At 52.8% G+C, this 20,854-nt stretch carries 20 protein-coding genes; 15 read left to right on the forward strand and 5 right to left on the reverse strand.

Features of this window, described 5'->3' with window-relative positions; translation table 11 throughout:
• Positions 1-140 precede the first annotated feature (140 nt).
• Positions 141-2,132, reverse strand: a complete 1,992-nt coding sequence (gene tkt, locus QMZ65_RS00565; protein WP_283215182.1) for a transketolase — start codon at positions 2,130-2,132, stop codon at positions 141-143.
• A 29-nt stretch (positions 2,133-2,161) separates the two neighbouring features.
• Positions 2,162-2,620, reverse strand: a complete 459-nt coding sequence (locus tag QMZ65_RS00570; RefSeq protein ID WP_039328632.1) for an RpiB/LacA/LacB family sugar-phosphate isomerase — start codon at positions 2,618-2,620, stop codon at positions 2,162-2,164.
• A gap of 443 nt (positions 2,621-3,063) precedes the next feature.
• Here QMZ65_RS00570 and QMZ65_RS00575 point away from each other — a divergent pair, with 443 nt between their 5' ends.
• From QMZ65_RS00575 to QMZ65_RS00600, 6 genes are all read left to right on the forward strand, one after another.
• Positions 3,064-4,398 (forward strand): MFS transporter, encoded by a 1,335-nt coding sequence (locus tag QMZ65_RS00575; RefSeq protein ID WP_034823583.1) that lies wholly within the window; start codon positions 3,064-3,066, stop codon positions 4,396-4,398.
• Between the two features lies 1 nt (position 4,399).
• Positions 4,400-6,145 (forward strand): dihydroxyacetone kinase family protein, encoded by a 1,746-nt coding sequence (locus tag QMZ65_RS00580; protein ID WP_211727905.1) that lies wholly within the window; start codon positions 4,400-4,402, stop codon positions 6,143-6,145.
• A 2-nt stretch (positions 6,146-6,147) separates the two neighbouring features.
• Positions 6,148-6,921 carry a triose-phosphate isomerase family protein gene (locus tag QMZ65_RS00585; RefSeq protein WP_283215183.1) on the forward strand — a complete coding sequence of 258 codons (774 nt, stop codon included), beginning with the start codon at positions 6,148-6,150 and terminating at the stop codon, positions 6,919-6,921.
• Positions 6,921-7,739 carry a sugar phosphate isomerase/epimerase family protein gene (locus QMZ65_RS00590; RefSeq protein ID WP_283215184.1) on the forward strand — a complete coding sequence of 273 codons (819 nt, stop codon included), beginning with the start codon at positions 6,921-6,923 and terminating at the stop codon, positions 7,737-7,739. The genes QMZ65_RS00585 and QMZ65_RS00590 overlap by 1 nt, the downstream gene beginning before the upstream one ends.
• Positions 7,736-8,593: a phosphogluconate dehydrogenase C-terminal domain-containing protein gene (locus QMZ65_RS00595; protein ID WP_283215185.1), complete on the forward strand. Its 858-nt coding sequence runs from the start codon at positions 7,736-7,738 to the stop codon at positions 8,591-8,593. Before QMZ65_RS00590 ends, QMZ65_RS00595 begins: the two co-directional genes overlap by 4 nt.
• Positions 8,594-8,700: 107 nt before the next feature.
• Positions 8,701-9,666, forward strand: a complete 966-nt coding sequence (locus QMZ65_RS00600; RefSeq protein WP_283215186.1) for a sugar-binding transcriptional regulator — start codon at positions 8,701-8,703, stop codon at positions 9,664-9,666.
• A gap of 150 nt (positions 9,667-9,816) precedes the next feature.
• Here QMZ65_RS00600 and QMZ65_RS00605 read toward each other — a convergent pair whose 3' ends face one another.
• Positions 9,817-10,593 (reverse strand): type IV toxin-antitoxin system AbiEi family antitoxin domain-containing protein, encoded by a 777-nt coding sequence (locus QMZ65_RS00605; protein WP_283215187.1) that lies wholly within the window; start codon positions 10,591-10,593, stop codon positions 9,817-9,819.
• Between the two features lie 272 nt (positions 10,594-10,865).
• On the opposite strand from QMZ65_RS00605, the gene QMZ65_RS00610 reads away from it, so the two are divergent.
• The 5 genes from QMZ65_RS00610 to QMZ65_RS00630 are packed head-to-tail and all read left to right on the forward strand — an operon-like array spanning position 10,866 to position 15,935.
• Positions 10,866-11,969 carry an ABC transporter ATP-binding protein gene (locus tag QMZ65_RS00610; protein WP_283215188.1) on the forward strand — a complete coding sequence of 368 codons (1,104 nt, stop codon included), beginning with the start codon at positions 10,866-10,868 and terminating at the stop codon, positions 11,967-11,969.
• Between the two features lie 27 nt (positions 11,970-11,996).
• A complete protein-coding gene (locus QMZ65_RS00615; protein ID WP_283215189.1) occupies positions 11,997-13,274 on the forward strand; it encodes an ABC transporter substrate-binding protein in 1,278 nt (425 codons plus the stop codon).
• 10 nt (positions 13,275-13,284) lie between these two features.
• On the forward strand, positions 13,285-14,196 hold the full coding sequence (locus tag QMZ65_RS00620; RefSeq protein WP_283215190.1) for a carbohydrate ABC transporter permease: 912 nt from the start codon (positions 13,285-13,287) through the stop codon (positions 14,194-14,196).
• Positions 14,193-15,011, forward strand: a complete 819-nt coding sequence (locus tag QMZ65_RS00625) for a carbohydrate ABC transporter permease (RefSeq protein ID WP_058960559.1) — start codon at positions 14,193-14,195, stop codon at positions 15,009-15,011. The genes QMZ65_RS00620 and QMZ65_RS00625 overlap by 4 nt, the downstream gene beginning before the upstream one ends.
• Positions 15,012-15,023: 12 nt before the next feature.
• Complete coding sequence (locus QMZ65_RS00630) at positions 15,024-15,935, forward strand: metallophosphoesterase (RefSeq protein WP_097117150.1); 912 nt, start codon at positions 15,024-15,026, stop codon at positions 15,933-15,935.
• A 35-nt stretch (positions 15,936-15,970) separates the two neighbouring features.
• Here QMZ65_RS00630 and QMZ65_RS00635 read toward each other — a convergent pair whose 3' ends face one another.
• A complete protein-coding gene (locus QMZ65_RS00635; protein ID WP_283215191.1) occupies positions 15,971-16,717 on the reverse strand; it encodes an HPP family protein in 747 nt (248 codons plus the stop codon).
• A gap of 189 nt (positions 16,718-16,906) precedes the next feature.
• Here QMZ65_RS00635 and rluF point away from each other — a divergent pair, with 189 nt between their 5' ends.
• Entirely contained in the window at positions 16,907-17,788 is an 882-nt protein-coding gene (gene rluF / locus QMZ65_RS00640; protein ID WP_283215192.1) for a 23S rRNA pseudouridine(2604) synthase RluF, read from the forward strand.
• A gap of 109 nt (positions 17,789-17,897) precedes the next feature.
• Positions 17,898-18,047: a hypothetical protein gene (locus QMZ65_RS00645; protein ID WP_160832916.1), complete on the forward strand. Its 150-nt coding sequence runs from the start codon at positions 17,898-17,900 to the stop codon at positions 18,045-18,047.
• Between the two features lie 47 nt (positions 18,048-18,094).
• On the opposite strand, the gene curA is transcribed toward QMZ65_RS00645, so the two are convergent.
• Positions 18,095-19,132, reverse strand: coding sequence for an NADPH-dependent curcumin/dihydrocurcumin reductase (gene curA, locus QMZ65_RS00650; protein WP_283215193.1), 1,038 nt, complete (start codon positions 19,130-19,132; stop codon positions 18,095-18,097).
• 141 nt (positions 19,133-19,273) lie between these two features.
• Between curA and QMZ65_RS00655 the strand changes: the two genes are divergently transcribed.
• Both QMZ65_RS00655 and QMZ65_RS00660 read left to right on the forward strand, forming a co-directional pair.
• Positions 19,274-19,525 carry a helix-turn-helix domain-containing protein gene (locus tag QMZ65_RS00655; RefSeq protein ID WP_058960556.1) on the forward strand — a complete coding sequence of 84 codons (252 nt, stop codon included), beginning with the start codon at positions 19,274-19,276 and terminating at the stop codon, positions 19,523-19,525.
• Complete coding sequence (locus QMZ65_RS00660; protein WP_097117148.1) at positions 19,518-20,750, forward strand: type II toxin-antitoxin system HipA family toxin; 1,233 nt, start codon at positions 19,518-19,520, stop codon at positions 20,748-20,750. The genes QMZ65_RS00655 and QMZ65_RS00660 overlap by 8 nt, the downstream gene beginning before the upstream one ends.
• Positions 20,751-20,854: the final 104 nt, after the last annotated feature.

Here is a 20,854-nt window from a genome sequence, read left to right on the forward strand (position 1 = left end):
AGGACGCCATTGATGATGTCACGCCGAGCGGAAAATCGATGCTGTATTGAAATGGCTGAAAAAGGGCGGCATTCCTGCCGCCCCTGGGTGCATCTCACGTCTTATGTAGCCAGGCGCACGCCATTTCTGGCGTTGACCATTTACAGAATCGATTTCGCCGTTTGAACCACGTTTTCCACGGTGAAACCAAACTCTTTGAACAGCAGCTCCGCTGGCGCGGATTCGCCGAAAGTGGTCATGCCGACAATCGCGCCGTGCAGACCGGTGTACTTGAACCAGTAATCGGCGATACCGGCTTCGATCGCCACACGCGCGGCCACCGCTTTAGGCAGCACAGATTCACGGTAAGCCGCGTCCTGCTTGTCGAAGGCGTCGGTTGAAGGCATCGAAACTACGCGCACCTTACGGCCCTCGCCCGTCAATTGCTCATACGCAGCAACCGCCAGCTCCACTTCTGAACCGGTGGCGATGAGGATCAGCTCTGGAACCCCTTCACTGTCTTTCAACACATAACCGCCGCGCACCACGTTAGCCAACTGCTCAGCGGTACGATCTTGCTGCGCCAGATTCTGACGCGAGAAGATTAAGGCAGTAGGGCCGTTGACGCGCTCAATCGCGTATTTCCATGCCACCGCAGACTCAACCTGATCACACGGACGCCATAAGCTCATGTTTGGCGTCACGCGCAGGCTTGCCATCTGCTCGACCGGCTGGTGGGTGGGGCCATCTTCGCCTAAGCCGATGGAGTCATGGGTGTAGACCATGATCTGACGCACTTTCATCAACGCCGCCATACGTGCCGCATTGCGCGCGTACTCGACAAACATCAGGAAGGTGGCGGTGTAAGGCAGGAAACCACCGTGCAGCGCGATACCGTTGGCGATCGCGGTCATACCGAATTCACGCACGCCGTAATGAATGTAATTCCCCGCGGGATCTTCATTGATCGGCTTAGCACCCGACCACATAGTCAGGTTGCTGGGTGCCAGGTCAGCAGAACCCCCAAGGTATTCCGGCAGAATCTTGCCGAAGGCTTCAATCGCATTTTGCGACGCTTTACGGCTGGCAATTTTCGCCGGATTGGCCTGCAGCTGCTCGATAAACTGTTGCGACTCAGTTTCCCAGTTATCCGGCAACGCATCTTTGATACGACGGTTAAACTCCGCCGCCAGTTCCGGGTAAGCCTCGGCATAAGCCGCGACTTTTGCCTCCCACGCGGACTCTTTCGCCTGGCCGGCCTCTTTCGCATCCCACTGCGCATAAAGTTCTGAAGGGACTTCGAACGGCGCGTGGTGCCAGCCCAGCTGTTGACGAGTCTGTGCAATTTCGTCGTCGCCCAGTGGTGCGCCATGCACATCGTGGGTACCGGCTTTGTTCGGTGAGCCAAAACCGATCACGGTTTTGCACATCAGCAGAGAAGGCTTGTCCGAGACCGCTTTGGCTGCTTCAACCGCTTTCTTAATCGCGTCGCCGTCATGACCGTCTACGTCACGCACCACGTGCCAGCCGTACGCTTCGAAACGGGCGGCGGTATCGTCGGTGAACCAGCCATCAACGTGACCATCAATAGAGATGCCGTTGTCATCATAGAAGGCCACCAGTTTCCCCAGCTTCAGCGTCCCGGCGATGGAGCAGACTTCGTGCGAAATGCCCTCCATCATGCAGCCGTCGCCCATAAACACATAGGTATGGTGATCAACGATGTCGTGGCCAGGACGGTTAAACTGCGCCGCCAGCGTACGTTCGGCAATCGCGAAGCCGACGGCATTGGCGATCCCCTGACCCAGCGGGCCGGTGGTGGTTTCAACGCCTGGCGTATAACCGTATTCCGGATGACCCGGCGTTTTTGAATGCAGCTGACGGAAATTTTTCAGTTCGCTGAGTGGCAGATCATAACCGCTCAGGTGCAGCAGGCTGTAAATCAGCATCGAACCGTGGCCATTCGACAGGACGAAGCGGTCGCTGTTAGCCCACTTAGGATTGTTTGGATTGTGCTGTAAAAAATCGAGCCACAAAACTTCGGCGATGTCCGCCATGCCCATAGGGGCACCCGGATGACCTGACTTGGCTTGTTGTACGCCATCCATGCTTAAAGCACGGATGGCGTTGGCTCTTTCCCGGCGTGTTGACATAAGGTTCTCCAGAGGTAAGAAGTCGGTGATTATTTAGTATGTGAAACTTGTTCGTAGTAACCGATCTTCTCGACTTTGGCGGTGGAGCCACCACCTTCAAACTCTGAGGCCAGCCAGGCATTGACGATGTTCTTCGCCAGTTCTGGACCGATAACGCGTGCGCCCATGGTCATGATCTGAGCATTGTTGCTTTTACGGGCACGTTCAGCAGAGAAGGTGTCATGGCACTGTGCCGCACGCACGCCTTCCACTTTGTTGGCCACGATTGCCACGCCGATACCGGTGCCGCACAGCAGGATGCCGCGCTCAAATTCATTCTTCTGGATAGCGGTTGCCAGCGCAAATGCCACATCCGGGTACATCGGACGGTCATTTTGTGCGTCATTGGTGTAGTCCGTCACTTGAAAGTCTTTCTCTTCAAGCAGTTTTTTAATGATGTTTTTCAATTCGATAGCCGCATCATCGGCGCCAATTGCGATAGTTTTCATCGTCATTCTCCAGCAGGGTTTAGTTCTGACGCCTGAACGTTTGTTATGCAGGCGAGAAGATGTTCATCGATAGCCTGCCACAAATCCAATCATATGTTCAATGGTTGTTCATGTGTCTTACGTGCTGATTTAGTGATGCAAAGCGCGAAGGGTGCTGATACCGCGCGGATTGCGCTGCATTTCTGCGTATTTTTCCGATTCAGGGCCAAAATCAAATCTCATGAGCAGGCTCACATTTTCAATCATTGCAGTTGAGAGATGTACATTTATACGTGTAGTGTTCATTTGTTCGCATAACGATACCAATGTACAAGAAGACCCCTTGAGGACTCGAACATGTGTCATTTACACCGTACCTCTCAGTACACCTGCAGCCAGCGCTCATTTCGCGTCTGGTCAACACCAAACAACAGTTTTAACCACGCACGTCACGGAGGTGCGTTATGAGTCAGCAAAACATGACGGCGGTTGAGAAATCCGCTATCAGCAAAATCTCCTGGCGTCTGGTGCCTTTCGTGGCACTGATGTTCTTTATTAACTTCCTTGACCGCACCGCAATTTCTTTTGCTGGCCCAAATGGCATGACGCAGGACCTCGGTCTGACAGGTGTGCAGTTTGGTCTGGCATCCGGCATCTTCTTTATCGGTTATATCTTGCTGGAAGTGCCGAGCAACCTGGCGTTGCATAAGTTCGGCGCACGTCGCTGGCTGGCACGCATCATGATCAGCTGGGGTATCGTCTCGCTGCTGTTCACCTGGGTGAGCAGTGTCGAAGGCCTGTATACGCTGCGCCTGCTGCTGGGTATTGCTGAAGCGGGCTTCTTCCCGGGTGCGATTCTTTATCTGAGCATGTGGGTACCGGGACGTCATCGCAGCAAAATCCTGTCCTTGTTCTATCTGGCACAGCCGCTGACCGTCGTATTCGGTGCGCCCCTGGCGGCAGGTTTGATTGAGCAACACGGTCTGTTCGGTCTGGATGGCTGGCGCGTAATGTTCCTGGGTGTTTCCATCCCAGCGATTCTGATCGGTATTGTGGCGCTGTTCTGGCTGGTGGATTCACCGCGTCAGGCGAAATGGTTAACCGCAGATGAGAAGACCTGGCTGACCAACGAGCTGGAAGCGGAGCATCAACAGAAGCAGGGCCATAAGAAACATAGCCTGCGCTCCGTCATGGGCAACGGCCGTGTGTGGACGCTGTGCCTGATCTACTTCGGCTTTATCTATGGCCTGTATGCGCTGGCCTTCTTCCTGCCAACCATTATCGGCGGCTTCCAGCAGCAGTTCGGCACTACCTTTAACGTGATGCAGAAGGGATTGATCACCGGCGTGCCATACCTGATTGCGGCTGTGGTGATGTACTTCTGGTCAAAAGATGCCACCCGTCGTGGTTGCAAAACCTGGCACATCGCGATTCCAGCGCTGGCCGGTGGTATCAGCGTGCCATTGGCGCTGTATATGGATTCACCGTTCACCACCATCATGGTGATCGCGATTACTGCCAGTTCCATCTTTGCTGCCTTGCCTAACTTCTGGACGCTGCCAACGCAGTTCCTGACCGGCGCGTCAGCCGCAGCGGCTATCGCACTTATCAACACCTTAGGAAACGTGGCGGGCTTCTCCGCGGGCTACATCACTGGCGCACTGCACGACGCCACCAACAGCTATGTGTTACCGATGTTCGTGGTCGGTGGCTTCATGCTGCTGTCAGCCGTCCTTATGCTGTTATTGAATCGCCAGCGCCCGCAGTCTCAGCCGACCTCTATCGCACAGGAGCACTAAAATGACGTACCTGTTTAACCAACCTTCAGCCTTTGCTGCTGAACTCATTGAAGGCTTTGTCGCCGCCAACGCCGATAAAGTTCGTCAGGTCACCGGTGGTGTGGTGCGCAGCACGCGCAGCCAACCCAATACGGTTGCGGTGATTGTGGGCGGCGGTTCCGGTCATTATCCGGCCTTCGCCGGGTTGGTTGGACAAGGTCTGGCACACGGCGCAGCCATGGGGAACCTGTTTGCTTCGCCGTCTGCTCAGCAGATCTACAACGTGGCAAGAGCGGCACATAACGGCGCGGGCGTGTTGCTGATGTTCGGGAACTATGCGGGCGATGTACTGCACTTCGGCCAGGCTTGCGAACGCCTGCGTGCCGAAGGTATTGCCTGTGAAATTCTGGCGGTAACGGACGATATTTCCAGCGCCAGTAAAGACGAACGGGTGAAGCGCCGTGGTGTGGCCGGCGATTTGTGTGTGTTTAAAGCAGCGTGTGCAGCGGCAGAAGCGGGCGACGATTTAGCGACCGTGCTGAAGAAATCACAACACGCTAACGATCGTACGCGGACTTTCGGTGTGGCATTTGGCGGATGTACCTTGCCGGGTGCCACGCATCCTTTATTTGAAGTCGAGAAAGGACGCATGGCGCTCGGTCTGGGCATCCACGGTGAGCCGGGTATCAGTGAGACTGATGTGCCGAGTGCCGATGAGTTGGCCGAGTTGTTTGTTGAACGTCTGCTAGGCGAAGTACCTGCCGACGTCAAACAGATTGAAGGTCATCGCGTGGCGGTGATCCTCAACGGTTTGGGTTCAGTGAAGTATGAAGAGTTATTCGTGGTGTATCGCCGCGTGGCACAACTGCTGGACGCTGCAGGACTTAAAGTGGTTCAGCCCGATGTCGGTGAGTTTGTTACCAGCTTCAACATGGCGGGCGCATCGCTGACGCTGATGTGGTTGGACGATGAGCTGGAGACACTGTGGTGTGCGCCGGCAAATGCACCAGCCTATCGCAAAGGAAGCGTGCTGATCGCGGAACCGCTAAGTGCGGAAGAGCGTGAAGAGAGCACGGAAGAAGCATTGCCGCAGGCTTCAGCTGAGTCCCAGCAGAGCGCACAGCGCGTGTTACATATCCTGGAATCAGTGGCAGATTTGTTACAGCGTAACGCGAAAAAATTAGGTGATATCGATGCAGTGGCCGGTGACGGTGACCACGGTATCGGTATGGAACGTGGCGTGCTGGGCGCGGTGGAGAAGGCGCGTGAAGTGGCTGCGCGTGGTGCAGGTGCCGGCAGCCTGTTGTGCCGTGCTGCGGATGCCTGGGCCGATAAAGCTGGCGGCACATCGGGTGCACTGTGGGGTGTGGCATTAACTGCGCTGGGGACGGCCATTGGCGATCAGCAGTCACCCAATGCGCAACGCGTTGCAACCGGCGTACGCGAAGCCAAAGAGGGCATTATGCACTTTGGCAAAGCGAAGGTGGGCGATAAAACCATGGTCGATGTGTTGGCGCCGTTTAGCGACAGCCTTAACGCTGCAGTCGCAGAGGGTGCTTCACTGACCGATGCCTGGTTGGCGGCGGCGCAGGTAGCCGATAAGGCCGCACAAGACACCGCTCAGCTGGTGCCGAAAATGGGTCGTGCGCGTCCGCTAGCCGAAAAAAGTGTCGGTACGCCAGATGCGGGAGCCATTTCACTGGCGATGATCGTCAATACCGTTGGCGATCTGCTAAAAGAACATAAAGCCTCTCAGCAAGGAGCGTAATGATGTCTCAGCCCAAAATCTGGCTCGGCGTCAGCCTGAAAATGTATTTCGGTTACCAGCAGACACTGGACTGGTGCCGCAAAGTCGCCGGATTGGCTCAGTTGCCGGCGGTGAAAAACGGTGATGTCGGGTTGTTTGTACTGCCCGCTTATCCGGCTATTCCCGCTGTGGCTGACATTTTTGCAAAAACACCGGTGCGCTATGGCGGCCAGGATGTTTGCCAGGCTGAGAACGGCGCCTGGACCGGTGAGGTCAGCGCCAGCATGTTGCAGGAGCTCGGTTGCTCACTGGCCGAAATCGGTCACGCTGAACGTCGTCGCCACTTTCATGAAGATAAAGCGCAGATTGCTGCCAAAGTGGCTATGTCGCTGCGACACGGGTTAACGCCGGTGCTGTGTATCGGCGAAGAACAGCAGGCCGGGCCGGATCAGGCTATCGCACTGTGCGAACAGCAACTGGCGGAAGCATTGGCTGATGCAGTGCAACAAGGTCTAAAAGGCGAGGTGTTCTTTGCCTATGAGCCGCAGTGGGCGATTGGTGCACCACAACCTGCACCGGATAGCTATATCCGCGCAGTGTGTTCGGGCCTGCAACAGTTGAAAACGCCGGAGGGTATCACCTTAAAAATCATTTATGGCGGCAGCGCCGGGCCGGGGCTGATTCAGCGTCTGGGGACTGACGTTCATGGTCTGTTCCTGGGCCGTTTTGCCCACGACCCGAATGCACTGGCGCAAATCATTGAAGAGGCCAGCGTGCTGGCGAAGGAGATCCGTTAATGAGCCGTATCGGACTCAGTACTTATGCCTTTTTCTGGCGCATGTCCAGCAAAGTGCCCAACCCGCTATCGCTGGAGCAGATGCTGCAGCAGACCGCCGAGATGGATGTCTCGGTATTCCAGATTTGTGATTATCCGGCGATTGAAAGCTGGTCTGATGCGCAGTTGCAGGACCTTCGCCAATTGGCCGACAAGCTGGGCATCACCCTGGAGTTAGGCACACGTGGCTTAGGCACTGCGCATCTGCGTCGATATCTGTATATGGCGAACATTCTTGATGCGCATGTGGTGCGCTCCATGTTCTACACCGCTGATCACCGTCCGTCACTGGATGAAGCGGCAGAGTTGATTGGTGCGGTGTTGCCTGATTTCGCCCGTCAGCAGGTGCGTCTGTGCCTGGAGACGTATGAGCAGGTCAACAGCGGCGCGATGATGTCGGTGATCAATAAGTTTCTTTCGCCGTGGTTATGCGTGTGTCTCGATCCCGCTAACTGCGTAGCAGGACTGGAATTGCCTGAACAGGTGATCGCCAATACGGCGGCGCGCGTCGGCAACCTGCACATTAAAGATTTTGCCTTTACGCGTCGTGATGGCTGGGTCGGCTTTACCTATGCTGGCTGCCTGATGGGCGAAGGCCTGCTGGACTATGACCGGATGATCGCCAGCGTGCGTCCGGCAGAAAGAGAGATTAATCAAATCGTTGAACACTGGTTGCCGTGGCAGGACGATGCTGTGCTGACCTGCGAGCGCGAAGCCGAATGGACGCGCCGCACCGTTGAATTCTTACGTAGTAAACAAGATCAGGAGTTATACCAATGAGCAATGCATTGAAAACCATCACCGTAATTGGCGCAGGCGGCAAAATGGGGATGCGCATTTCTGCCAACTTCCAGAAAAGCGATTACCAGGTGTTTTACGTTGAGAACTCACCGAAGGCGCAGGAACAAGTCACGGCGCAAGGCCGTGAGTTGTCTGATGCCGCTTCCGTTGTGCCGGTCAGTGACGTGGTAATTCTGGCGGTACCGGATATCGTTCTGGGCAAAGTGTCTGAGGGCGTGGTGCCACAGATGAAGGCCGGTGCGATTCTGCTGACGCTGGACCCGGCTGCGGCTTACGCAAACCTGATTGCCCATCGTGACGGCATCGAATATGCGGTGGCGCACCCTTGCCATCCTTCCGTGTTCCTGGAGCGCTACACCAAAGAAGAGCACGCGGATGCCTTCGGTGGCATCGCGGCGGTACAGCATGTGGCGGCTTCGTATGAAACCGGCTCAGATGCGCAGAAAGCCGAACTGAGCAAAGTCATTAGCGTGATGTACGGTCCGGTAGAGGAAGTGCATTGGGTAACGGTGACGCAGCTGGCCTATCTGGAGCCAACGCTGGTGGAAACCGTGGCCTGCATGGTGGGCGCTTTCATGAAAGAAGCACTGGATGAGACCGTCAAGCACAGCGGCGTGCCGGAAGAAGCGGCCAAAGCGATGCTGTATGGCCATATTCAGATCGCACTGGCCGTGGCCTTCCGCGCCACCAACCCGTTCTCTGATGCCTGTATGATCGCCATTGAATACGGTCGCGAGAAGATTGTGAAGCCAGACTGGAAGCAGATCTTCGATCAGAAAGAGCTGGATATCGTGATTGCCCGCATGCTGAAAATCGACGCCATTAAACGTTAAGCGTGATGCAACCTGCGACTCGCCTCGCTGCTGTCTGGCGAAGCGAGTCGTATCAATGATATAACTCCCTCCTTAAATCAGGTGTCACGATACAAGACAGGTAACGGATGGAAAAAAACACGCTTTCTCAGGACTCCGAGCTGCTGACAGAAATTGCGGTGGCCTATTATCAGGAAGAAATCACCCAGGAGGAGATTGCGCGTAAGTTTGGGATATCCCGCATTAAAGTTGGCCGACTGCTCAAACGTGCGCGTGAAGAGGGCATCGTCGAAATTAATGTGCGCTACCATCCGGTGTTCAGTACGCGCCTTGAACAACAGCTGCAAAGCCGTTTCCCCCAACTACAACGCGCGCTCATTGCACTGGATTCGCCGGACGATGAAGAACAGCGTCGTCAGGTAGCGGCGTTAGTCTCAGCCCATCTGGCACAATCATTAAAAGACAATGCGATTGTCGCTGTCGGGCAAGGGCGCAACGTCGCCGCTGTCGCCGATTACCCCGGCCAGGTGCCGACACGTAACTGCCTGTTTATCAGCGGCATTGGTGGGACTCATCGTCCCGGTGATGCGATTAACGCCGATCATATCAGCCGTCGACTCGCCAAGAAATTTGGCGGTACCAGTGAAACCCTGTACGCCCCCGCCTATGTCGAGAACCGCGCACTACGCGATGCCTTTATGCAGAATGGCACCATCAAAGAGACGCTCGATCGCGCACGTAAGGCCGATGTGGCGCTGGTGGGTATCGGTGATATGAATGAAAACAGCTATATGGTGAAACTCGGCTGGTTTACGCCGCATGAGATCATCGATGCGCATGTGAATCAGGGCGTCACCGGGGATGTTGCGGGTTATGACTTCTTCAATGCCCAGGGACAGCATGTGGATACGGTGATGAATGACCGGGTGATTGGTCTTAGCATCGAGGAATTACGTAAAATTCCCTGCGTGATTGCCATTGCCTCCGAGAATACCAAAGCGATGGCACTACTCGGCGCACTGCGTACCGGGGCGATCGACATTGTGGCGACCACGGCGCAAAATATTCGGACGATTTTGAGTATGTCGCAGTAAATCCTATTCCGTGGCTAAGCCATGCTGCATGGCTTAGCTAAGTGGTTATTAGCAATACCTCTTTGAGTTTCGCCAGCGCCTCAGTGTGTTTAGATGGCTGCATATTCGATAAATTATGTAATTTCCACCAATAAACACTTTGGCGGTCCATTAATTCGACTCCCTGGGGACGGTAATATTCCATGTTTTATCCAATCTGCCGCCACGTGCTATTTCACGTTTACCCACACCTAAATCATATTCTTCCGGCTTAAGGTATTTGAACCAGGCATGATTATGCTGCTGAGACAGCCATAAAAATAATCGTTTGCTCTTGATGCTGGAGCTGGCACGCAAAAGCGCATCCACTTTTTTGGGCGATAGAGTAGGCAAGCTCTGCATCAGTTGATCTGCATGTTCAAAGCTCATTGCTGTTGGAACCCCGGCCAGGGCCTCAAGAATCGCTTTTTCGGGTGTAGAGTAGAGCAAGGGCGGAAGTGACTCTCGCCAGTTATCTTCACGAATATAGCGTATTTCCTGCATCAGTGAATCTGGCCATAACCGGCGGGTGCTGTGCCATGCAAAATGAATGTTGCTGTCAATTTTATTCAGCCATGCAGGCAATGCCGTTTCTGCGTATAGCTCGATGTGGATATGTTTGCTACGTGATTGATAATGTGCGAGTCCTTCCAGATCGAGTGCGCTCAATCCGCCGACATGGATGGGGAAGAGACTCATTCTTTGCAATGAGGTGACAACGCCTTTCCAGTTAACCTGCGATGTTTCGCGGACGTACACCCCAGGGGTCAGTGTCAGCAGGGTTTGGCTTTTGACCGCGTTATCAATGAAGTGCGGATTAAAACCCTGTGTCACCAACCAGGGTTTAGTGGCGAGTAATCCCGCAGGAAGTATCTGTTTCAGCCTTTTACGACTTTCAGCGTTCAACATTGCTTTTGGTTTGCATAATGGTCATATGACGGCAATTATCGCCGTTAATTTCAAATTAAGCAAACCGGATGGAAATTTTGGTTTGTTGTGTTTGAGTTGCACGGCAATTATCGCCGTCCTTTTGACTTTATATAAACTGCACGGCAGGTTTTTTCACTCCCTTATAACAGCAGGGTAGCCTGTTCCAGTCACCCAACCGTCACCCCAGCAACATAAATCCTTCATTTCCCTGAGCTAGCTTACCGCCATTCTGTTTTCAGGACTGCGGATGCATGAGCCACCTTTCGCTACATCACATCACTAAAGCCTGGGGCGACAAAATTGCCCTCAATGACATCACCTTTGATGCCGCAGAAGGGAGCTTTGTTGCGCTGCTTGGGCCATCAGGCTGTGGAAAATCCACACTACTGCGCACCATTGCCGGGCTGGAAACCGCCGACCGCGGCGAGATCCACTTTAAACACGATGAAATCACTCATTTGCCCCCATCACAGCGCAAGCTATCGATGGTGTTTCAATCCTATGCGCTGTTTCCGCATCTGAATGTCCGTGAGAACCTGCTGTTTGGTTTAAAGGCACGCGGTGAAGATAAGCAGACTTTTACTGCCCGACTGGATGACGTCAGCAAGCTGATGGAACTGGATAAGTTGCTTGATCGCCTGCCGTCGCAACTGTCTGGGGGTCAACAGCAACGTGTGGCGTTGGGAAGGGCGGTTATCGCGAATAACAACCTGTGTCTGATGGATGAGCCACTGTCTAACCTCGATGCCAAGCTGCGGCAGAGCATGCGCCGTGAGATTCGTGCCTTACAGAAGAAGCTGGGGCTCACCATGCTGTATGTCACGCACGACCAGACGGAAGCGATGAGCATGGCGGACAGCATTATTCTGCTGAATGACGGCCACATCGAGCAGCAAGGCACACCGAACGATCTCTATAACAACCCCGCCACGGTTTTTGCCGCGCAGTTTATCGGCGCGCCACCCATGAATATCCTGCCGTTGCACAACAAAGAAAACCGTCATTATCTTAGCCATTTACCGGCGCCGGTAGTTGAGCAATGTGATGAAGTTGCTCTGAGCCTGGGCTTGCGCGCCGAGGATATTCAACTGATCTCACCTGAGCACGCTGCCTTAAAGGCCAGAGTGATCAGCTACGAATACATGGGCGCTGACACTTTACTGGTGTGCCAACTCGCGGGTCTGTCCGATGCCATCACCGTAAAAGTGCCCGGCATGCAGCATTTTGTCGAGGACAGCCAGGTCGGCTTGCAGTGGTCCGCAACCCGTCAATATCTGTTTTCCACCACGACCGGCAAGCGCTGTTTGTCTGCCGAGCAACAGATGTTTGTTTCACAGAAAAAATACGCTGTTTAACCGTTGTTTTTCGCCCAAGGGATAATCATGTCTGCGATTCGTTACTCACGCCTGGCCTCTGCTTTACTGCTCTGTACTACGGTTTCCGCTTTTGCCGCCGATCCGGTTAAATTGCAGATGTACTATCCGATCGCGGTCGGTGGCAAAGTCAGCCACACCGTTGACGCGCTGGTGGCTGATTTCGAAAAAGTGCATCCGGAAGTGAGCATTCAGCCGGTTTACACCGGTGACTATGCGACAACCGTCACCAAAGCGCTGACCGCGTTTCGGGGTGGCAATGCTCCGCAGCTGGCGGTCATTGGTGACATTGAGGCTTATTCCCTGATTGATGCGGGCGCGATTGTCGCCGCCAGCGATCTGGCGACCGGTGATGAAGGTAAAAAATGGATCGATGGATTCTATCCAGCGTTCCTGCGTCACATTGATGGCAAAGTGTGGGGCGTGCCATTCCAGCGTTCAACCGTGGTGATGTACTGGAATAAACAGGCCTTTGAGAAAGCTGGCTTGGATGGCGACACACCGCCGGCCAACTGGCAGCAGGTGGTGGAATTCAGTAAAAAACTGACCATCAAAGATGCTAACGGCGTGAGCCAATGGGGCATCGAGATTCCGTCCACGCCAAACGGTTACTGGAACTTCCAGGGACTCTCTGCCACCAATGGCGGTCGTCTGGATAACGGAAAAGGCACGGCCGTACATTTCAACACCCCTGGTAACGTTGAAACACTGCAATGGCTGACCGACCTCGGGCAAAAAGAAGAAGTGTCACCGAAAGGCGCCATCGCCTGGGGTACCACACCACAGGACTTTATCAGCGGTAAAACCGCCATGATGGTCACCACCACCGGTAACCTGACCAACGTGCGCGATAACGCCAAATTCCCATTTGGTGTGGCGATGCTGCCAGAGAAAACACAGCGTGGCAGCCCAACCGGCGGCGGTAACCTTTACGTCTTTAAGAATGCCTCACCCGAGCAGCAAAAAGCCGCGATGGAGTTTATCCGCTGGGTGACTTCACCGGAGCAAGCTGCGCGCTGGAGTATCGCGACAGGCTATGTGGCGACATCTCCAGCAGCATGGGACACCACGGTGATGAAAGACTACGTGAAAGAGGTCCCTCAGGCGCTGGTCGCGCGTGAGCAGTTGAAGTATGCGCAGCCAGAACTCTCGACCTACAACAGCGTACAGATTCAGGATGCGTTGAACCATGCTGTCGAAGCGGCGGTGACCCAGGCAAAAACCCCGGCAGAAGCACTTGAAGGTGCGCAGAAGCAAGCGGATCGCCTGTTGAAGTCCTATCAGTAATGGAAGCGCGATGAGCACGATAAATGCCAGTACGGCGCAGCGTCGTCCCGCATTCTGGTCGACGCAGCTTTATGGTTACCTGCTGATTTTGCCAGCACTGAGTTTTTTGCTGCTGTTTACGCATTATCCCGCGGTGGCGACGATCTGGGAGAGTCTGTTCAGCGCTTCCCGTAATAATCATCCGGCCCACTTTGTTGGGCTGGATAATTACATGGCCTTGTTGGATGACGATATCTTCATCCAGTCACTCTGGAACAACTTGTTGTATGCACTGATCACCATTCCGCTGGCCGTCGCGCTGGCGTTAATGATGGCGCTGACTGTGAATCGACGATTGGCGGCAAATTCGCTGGTCCGCGCGGCGTTTTTTATTCCATCATTGCTCCCAATGATTGCCATCGCCAACCTATGGCTGTTTTTCTACACTCCGCAGTTGGGGCTGTTGAATAAGTTGCTGGCGCTGTTCTCACTGCCTGCCGTGAACTGGCTCGGTGAGCCGGGCACGTCCCTTTATTGTCTGATGGCGGTTTCTGTCTGGCGTGAAGCGGGCTTCTTTATGATCTTCTATCTTGCTGCCTTACAGCAGATCGATCCCCGCCTCAATGAAGCGGCAGCGATTGAAGGGGCTTCACGCGGTTACTTTTTCCGTCGCGTGCAATGGCCGCTGTTGATGCCAACGACGCTATTTGTGTTGATCAATGCTTCGATGAACGCCTTCCGCATTGTCGATCAGGTGATTGCCATGACCAACGGGGGCCCCAACAACAGCAGTAGTCTGCTGCTGTTCTATATCTATCGCACCGCATTCAGTTTCTGGGATATGCCTGCTGCCGCGGCGATGACCGTGGTATTGCTGGTGATTCTGGCGGCGATTGCGCTGATTAAATTTACGCTGCTGGACAAGCGAGCCCATTATCAATGAAGAAGACGAACGCGTTGGGTGGCTGGTGTCTGAACCTCATCATTTGGCTGGCCGCGCTGCTGTGGCTGTTGCCGATTCTGGTCGCCCTGTGGGTAGCAATCCATCCTGCATCGGATCAGGCCAGTTTTTCGCTGTTCTCACCGCTGACCTTTGATAATTTCATCAAGGCCTGGCATGCCGCGCCGTTTGCCCGCTACTTCCTCAATACCACCTTGCTGGTGCTGATGATTGTGGTGGTGCAGTTAATTTTGGCGACCATGGCGGCCTATGCGCTGGTGCGTTTCAAAATGAAATTCTCAGGGGTTATTTTCGCGCTGATCCTGCTGCAGTTGATGATTAGTCCGGACGTTTTGATTTTGAACAATTACAAAACCATCGGTGCGTTTGGGCTGCGCGATACTTTAACGGGAATAGCATTGCCGTATTTCGCCTCTGCTTTTGCCATTTTCCTGCTGCGTCAGACGTTCAAAAGTATCCCACTGGTGCTGGAAGAGGCGGCGATTGTGGAGGGAGCCAGTCGGTTTTATATCTTGCGCAAAATCTACATTCCATTGGCGAAACCGATCTACATCGCTTTTGCCCTGGTCTCGATCAGTTTCCACTGGAATGATTTCCTGTGGCCGCTGGTGATTACCGATTCCGTCAACGTAAGACCGCTCACCGTCGGATTGCAATTGTTCTCGGCGCCAGAGCAGGGTGTACAGTGGGCGCTCATTGGTGCCGCTACCTTGATGACCACCTTGCCGTTGCTGGTGCTGTTCCTGATTTTCCAGCGCCAGTTTATTCAGTCGTTCATGCGTGCTGGTATTCGCTAAGGAGTGTTTTTCGTGACTCATCCGCATCCATTGACATCCTTGCAGCGCGAACTCCTCGGCGATGTGGCCGAGCTTTATGCTTTACCTGATTTACGTCCTGCAATGATGGATAACGTGCTGCGTTTCGGTGTGATTGCTGATCCGCAGTATGCCGATGTCGAAGCTGATATCGCCAATAACCTCTACTACCGTCATGCACTTGATAAGTTACCGCAGGCAATTGAAGCCCTGAATCAGCAACCGCTGGATTTTGTTGTCACGCTGGGGGATTTGGTTGACCGCGATTGGGCAAGCTATGCCGCCATTCTGCCGCTGTATGACCAGTTGGTGCATCCGCATGCGGTAGTGTTGGGGAATCATGATGCGCAAACCCTTGCTCAGCATCTGAATAATCGTGCGGCACTCCCCAAAAGTTATTACTCGTTTCGCTTAGCGGGGTGGCGGTTTATTGTTTATGACGGTAACGATGTCAGTTTGTACTGCAATGCACTGAATGGTGATGACTATTACCAGGCTGAGAACCTGTTAGCGGAATTAAAGGCGCAGCGACAGCCGCAGGCTCAGCCATGGAACGGTGCCGTCGGTCAGCAGCAGCTGAACTGGATTGAACAGCAATTGATTGAAGCTCAGCAACGGGGGGAAAAAGTGGGGGTGTTTGGTCATTACCCGCTGGCGCCTCACACCACGCATATACTGATGAACGCCAGTGTGCTGGTGGATCTCCTTTCTAGTTACAACATACATTTTTGCTTCTCAGGGCATGACCACCGCGGCAACGCTGCATACATCGGTCAGACAGGGTTTTATACCATGAAGGGCATGCTCGATGGCCCAGCCGAAGTGCCCTTTGCGGTGGTCGAAGTGGATGATAATGGTGTAAGGATTCACGGCTTCGGCGGGGAAATCAGTCGCGGTCTGTTTTAATACAGTTTGCAGTTGGGTTTAGTACCGCCTGCTATTTAACTAGCGCGCTTCAGCGACTGTACCGGCAGCTGTTGCCGACGACGCGCAATATCTTCAGCACGCTGTAACAGCTGCTGCAAATCATCCTCGTCAATATCGAGAAGCTGACCGTTCTCCAGTGCCTGATGCAGATCATCGCGAGTAATTGGCACTTCAAGCGCCACTGAATTCGTTTTAGGTTCGTTAGCAGCCAGCGGATGCGGGGAACGGCGACCCGCAAGATTATTAAAAATGATTGCCAGTACAGCGAGACACACGGAATTTAGCAGCACGGGAGAGAGAATAAACTGATATCCCAATTGCTGAACGCCACTGCCGCCCAGAATCGCTGTCAGCGCCACCGCCCCGCTGGGAGGATGCAAGCAGCGCAGCTGAAACATCACGGCAATGGCGAGACAAGCCGCAATGCCGCAAGCGACTGCGGGATAGGGCACATACATCGCGGTTGTCACGCCTATCACGCCTGCGACCAGATTCCCGCCAACAATCGACCAGGGTTGCGCCAACGGACTATTCGGTAAGCCGAAAAGCAGCACTGCAGACGCCCCCATCGGTGCCACAAACCATAAGTTGACCTCACCAAGCAGCCAGTGGCTGGTCAGGCTGGTGATCATCAGGCCGAGGCCCGCACCGATGCTGGCCATCACTCTCTGTTTTTTGGCGACCGGTAACGGATGCGGCCAAAGACGGGCAAGGAAAGTCCGCAGCGATGTTATCCAGCTGGCGCGACGCAGGTGTGTCATGAAGGTCATACTCTGTCATAAGAAAACGCGATGGATGGCGATTGTCGCTGATCGATTCCTGAGGAACAACCACAATGTTAGTGTGCTGTTACCAAACGGTGATGAGGTTACAAGCTGGAACAATGATGTTTAACCGTGTCTTACACAATGTCTAAGGTTGTTGTATAGTCCGTTTTTTTCGGAGGAACCATGCTGCCCAACTCATCCACGCGCCTGAACAAATACATTAGCGAGAGCGGAATCTGCTCACGACGTGATGCCGATCGTTACATAGAGCAAGGCAACGTTTTTATTAACGGCAAGCGCGCGACCGTTGGCGCACAGGTCTTTGCCGGGGATGAAGTGAAAGTGAATGGGCAGTTGATCGAGCCGCGTAACGAAGAAGATTTAGTGCTGATTGCGCTCAACAAGCCGGTGGGCATTATTACCACTATGGAAGAGGGTGAACGCGATAACATCGGTGATTTTGTTAACCACAGTAAACGCGTGTTCCCGATCGGCCGTCTGGATAAAGACTCACAGGGTCTGATTTTCCTCACCAACCACGGTGACCTGGTCAATAAGATCCTGCGCGCCGGTAACAACCACGAGAAAGAGTACGTGGTGACCGTAGATAAGCCCATCACCGACGAGTTTATTGCCGGGATGGCGGCGGGTGTGCCGATGCTGGGTACTGTGACCAAAAAATGCAAAGTGAAGAAAGAGTCGACCTTTGTGTTTCGTATCATCCTGGTTCAGGGTCTTAACCGCCAGATTCGCCGAATGACCAAGCATTTTGGCTTCGAAGTCACCAAGCTTGAACGTACGCGTATCATGAATGTCAGTCTGAAAGGCATCCCGCTGGGCGAATGGCGTGATTTTACTGATGACGAATTGATTGAGTTGTTTAACTTGATCGAGGATTCTTCATCCGAAGACAAAAAAACGCAGCAAAGCCAGGCGAAAAAGAAACCGGCAGCAGCGGCGAAAAAAGTCGTATCGAACGGTGCAAAGATCCCCGAGAAAGCTGCGGCCAAACCGGCAGGACGTCAGCGCTTTGCTCAACCTGGTCGTAAAAAGAAAGGGCGTTAATTTGCCATGGATTTGCCATGACTGTTTAAACCCGGAACAAATTTTATAATCTACTCACTATTTGTTCCGGTTTTTTCCCTCCATACTTTTTTTAACAAAGGAGGGAACAATGAACAACGCAACCTGGTTAGATGAAATGCAGCATTTCTATGCCGCGCAGCCGCGTCCGGCGTGGGTTCCACGCATGTTTTGGCTGACCAAAAAACAGCGTAATAAAATTTTGACGGAACTCTTGCTGCCGCAGGCCAAACAGAGATAACGCTGCTATTTAGCCGGTTATTTAATGTTAAGAATAACCGGCCCTTATCACTCTTCTTCAGCCACTTTGACCACGGTTTTACCAAAGTTATTACCCTTCAACATATCGAAGAACGCCTGTGGTGCATTTTCTAATCCATCGATCATGTGTTCACGATAGTGAATTTTCTGCTGTTCAACCAATGGCGTCATCGCCTGCAGAAATTCCGGATATCGATCACCGTAATCCTGGAAAATAATAAATCCCTGCATACGGATTCGGCGCTTCAATATCCCACTCAGGATTTGTGGCGTACGGTCAGGACCAGCGGGTAGGGTTTTGCCACTGTTATAGGTTGAGACCAGTCCACAAACCGGTACGCGAGCGGCGGTGTTCAACAGCGGGAACACGGCATCAAACACTTTGCCACCAACGTTCTCGAAATAGATATCGATCCCGTCCGGGCAGGCGTTCGCCAACTGTTCAGCAAAATCCTCGCGATGGTGATCGAGACAGGCTGAGAACCCGAGTTTTTCAATCGCGTAGCGGCATTTCTCTTCACCACCGGCAACGCCAACCACATGACAGCCTTTGAGCTTACCCAGTTGCCCGACGGTGGCTCCCACCGGGCCCGTCGCGGCGGCGACCACCAGGGTTTCGCCTGCTTTTGGCTGCCCAATGTCCATCAGGCCCATGTAAGCGGTGAAGCCGGGCATCCCCAGAATGCCCAGCGCCCAGGATGGGTGGGGCAGATCGCCGATTTTAGCTACGCCAGTGCCATCCGAGACGGCATAACGTTGCCATCCGCTGCCTGCCAGTACCCAGTCACCGGTTTTATAATCGGGATGCTGCGATTCAACCACCTGTGAAACTGTACCGCCGACCATTGGCTGATCAAGTTGTGCCGGAGGCGCATAGGATTTACTGTCATCCATGCGCCCGCGCATATAAGGATCCAGTGAGAGGTAAACCGTGCGGAGCAGCATCTCACCCTTTTTGATGGAGGGAATAGGTTGTTCAACAAGCCGGAAATTCTCTTTAACCGGTTCGCCATCGGGGCGCGATGCCAGTAGCCAGGCTTGATTGCTGTCAGGGGATTGCGTCATCTAAACCTCATTGCTCATTTGAATCAGGCAAGTGTAGTAGAAACCTATATAAGAGTTTGTCGAAATCTTAAAATGTTGCTATATAATAACAATCGGGTCTTTTTTACATATATGTTGCTATATAACAACATCTGGAGGCGTATGCTGCCAGGCATGCAAGATATCGGCAGAAAGTGCCAGGAAAAACGTAAGGCGAAAAGGTGGACGCAAGCCAAAGCAGCCTTGCATTCGGGTGTTCACCGCACCGTGATCTCGCAGATTGAGAACGGCCTTTATTCGGGGTCACTCAAAGTATTGACGTTGTATCTCAATACGCTCGAACTAAAACTTTCCGTGCAGTCTGCGGGCATACCGCAACTGGATGAACTGGAGGAATTGTTTAACGATGACTGATTTCAACCAATTGGCAAAGCCACTGCGTTACATTGACGTGTTTAGCGGGGGTGAGTACAGCGGAAGATTGTTGCATGAACGGGGGAGTTACAATTTCAGTTATTTCTCTGAAATGGCACGCCCCGTATCGCTTACCATGTTGGCGGAAAATCGGATCAGTTATAACGGTAGTCGATTATTTAATATTTTTGAGATGAACATACCTGAAGGCTATGTTCGCTACCACATCGCTGAACGTTTACGCCGTTATGTGGGGAACGTGAGTGATATGCTTTTCCTCGCATTACAGCAGGACACTGGAATAGGCGCATTATCGTATAAAAGTGAGATCGATTTTCCGCGGCCTTCACCGGAAAAACTGGATGATTTGCTTCGCTGGGATCATAAAGAAAGCGCTTTTCAATATTTGCTAAATAAATACCTGCTACAAACCTCCATTTCGGGTGTGCAGCCTAAGGTAATGATCAGCACTGAGAATCGTGGTACCGTGTTGTACCCAAATCTTATAGCGAAAACGGGTGATGAAGAGTACCCACGATTAGCGGAAAATGAATTTATCTGTATGTCCCTGGCGAAGCTTTGTGGCTTGCCAGTTGCCGATTTTTGGCTTTCTGATAATAAAGAACTTTTTATTATGGAACGCTTTGATATTCAGCATAATAGACGTCTGGCAATGGAGGACTTCTGTGTGCTATCAGGGAAAACATCAGACCATAAATACAGTGGTTCTTATGAAACCGGTGGGAAAATTGTGAGTTTATTTACGCGCGATCAGTCCCAGGTTGAGTTGTATTGGCGCTATGTTCTTTTTAGCTGCATGGTAGGCAACGGTGACGCGCATTTGAAGAATTTTTCATTACTGTATGCAAGTGAAAATAATGGATCACCCAAGTTATCCCCACTCTATGACGTGGTCAATACAGACATTTATCCAACTACTGATAAAGAGTTGGCGCTTAAATTAAATAAAAGCAAACTATTCCCCAATCGAGATAATCTGCTGAAGTTTGCGCGTGAGCTTAAAATCATCAAGCCTGCTGATATCATTGAGCAATTCGCAGATATCATAAGTGACCAAATAAATAACAACCCGATTTTCGATGATTTCCCTGCGCTTAAGGAATCAATCGCCCAGTCTCTGACTCGCAGCGTGGCGACTAACAATGTATTTTTAACCACTGACGTCAAACGACCTAAAAAACGAAAAACTGACTCATTGCTCTAATAGCGCTGGGAGGTATCTATCTTCCCAGTGAGCCAGCGCACAAACCCACACAAAACTTTACGCTGGGAAAACCGCTAACGCATTGAACATAAAAGCCCCTTCAA

Origin of the sequence: Pantoea sp. EABMAA-21 (assembly GCF_030053335.1) — a bacterium.
Classification (GTDB): domain Bacteria; phylum Pseudomonadota; class Gammaproteobacteria; order Enterobacterales; family Enterobacteriaceae; genus Pantoea; species Pantoea communis.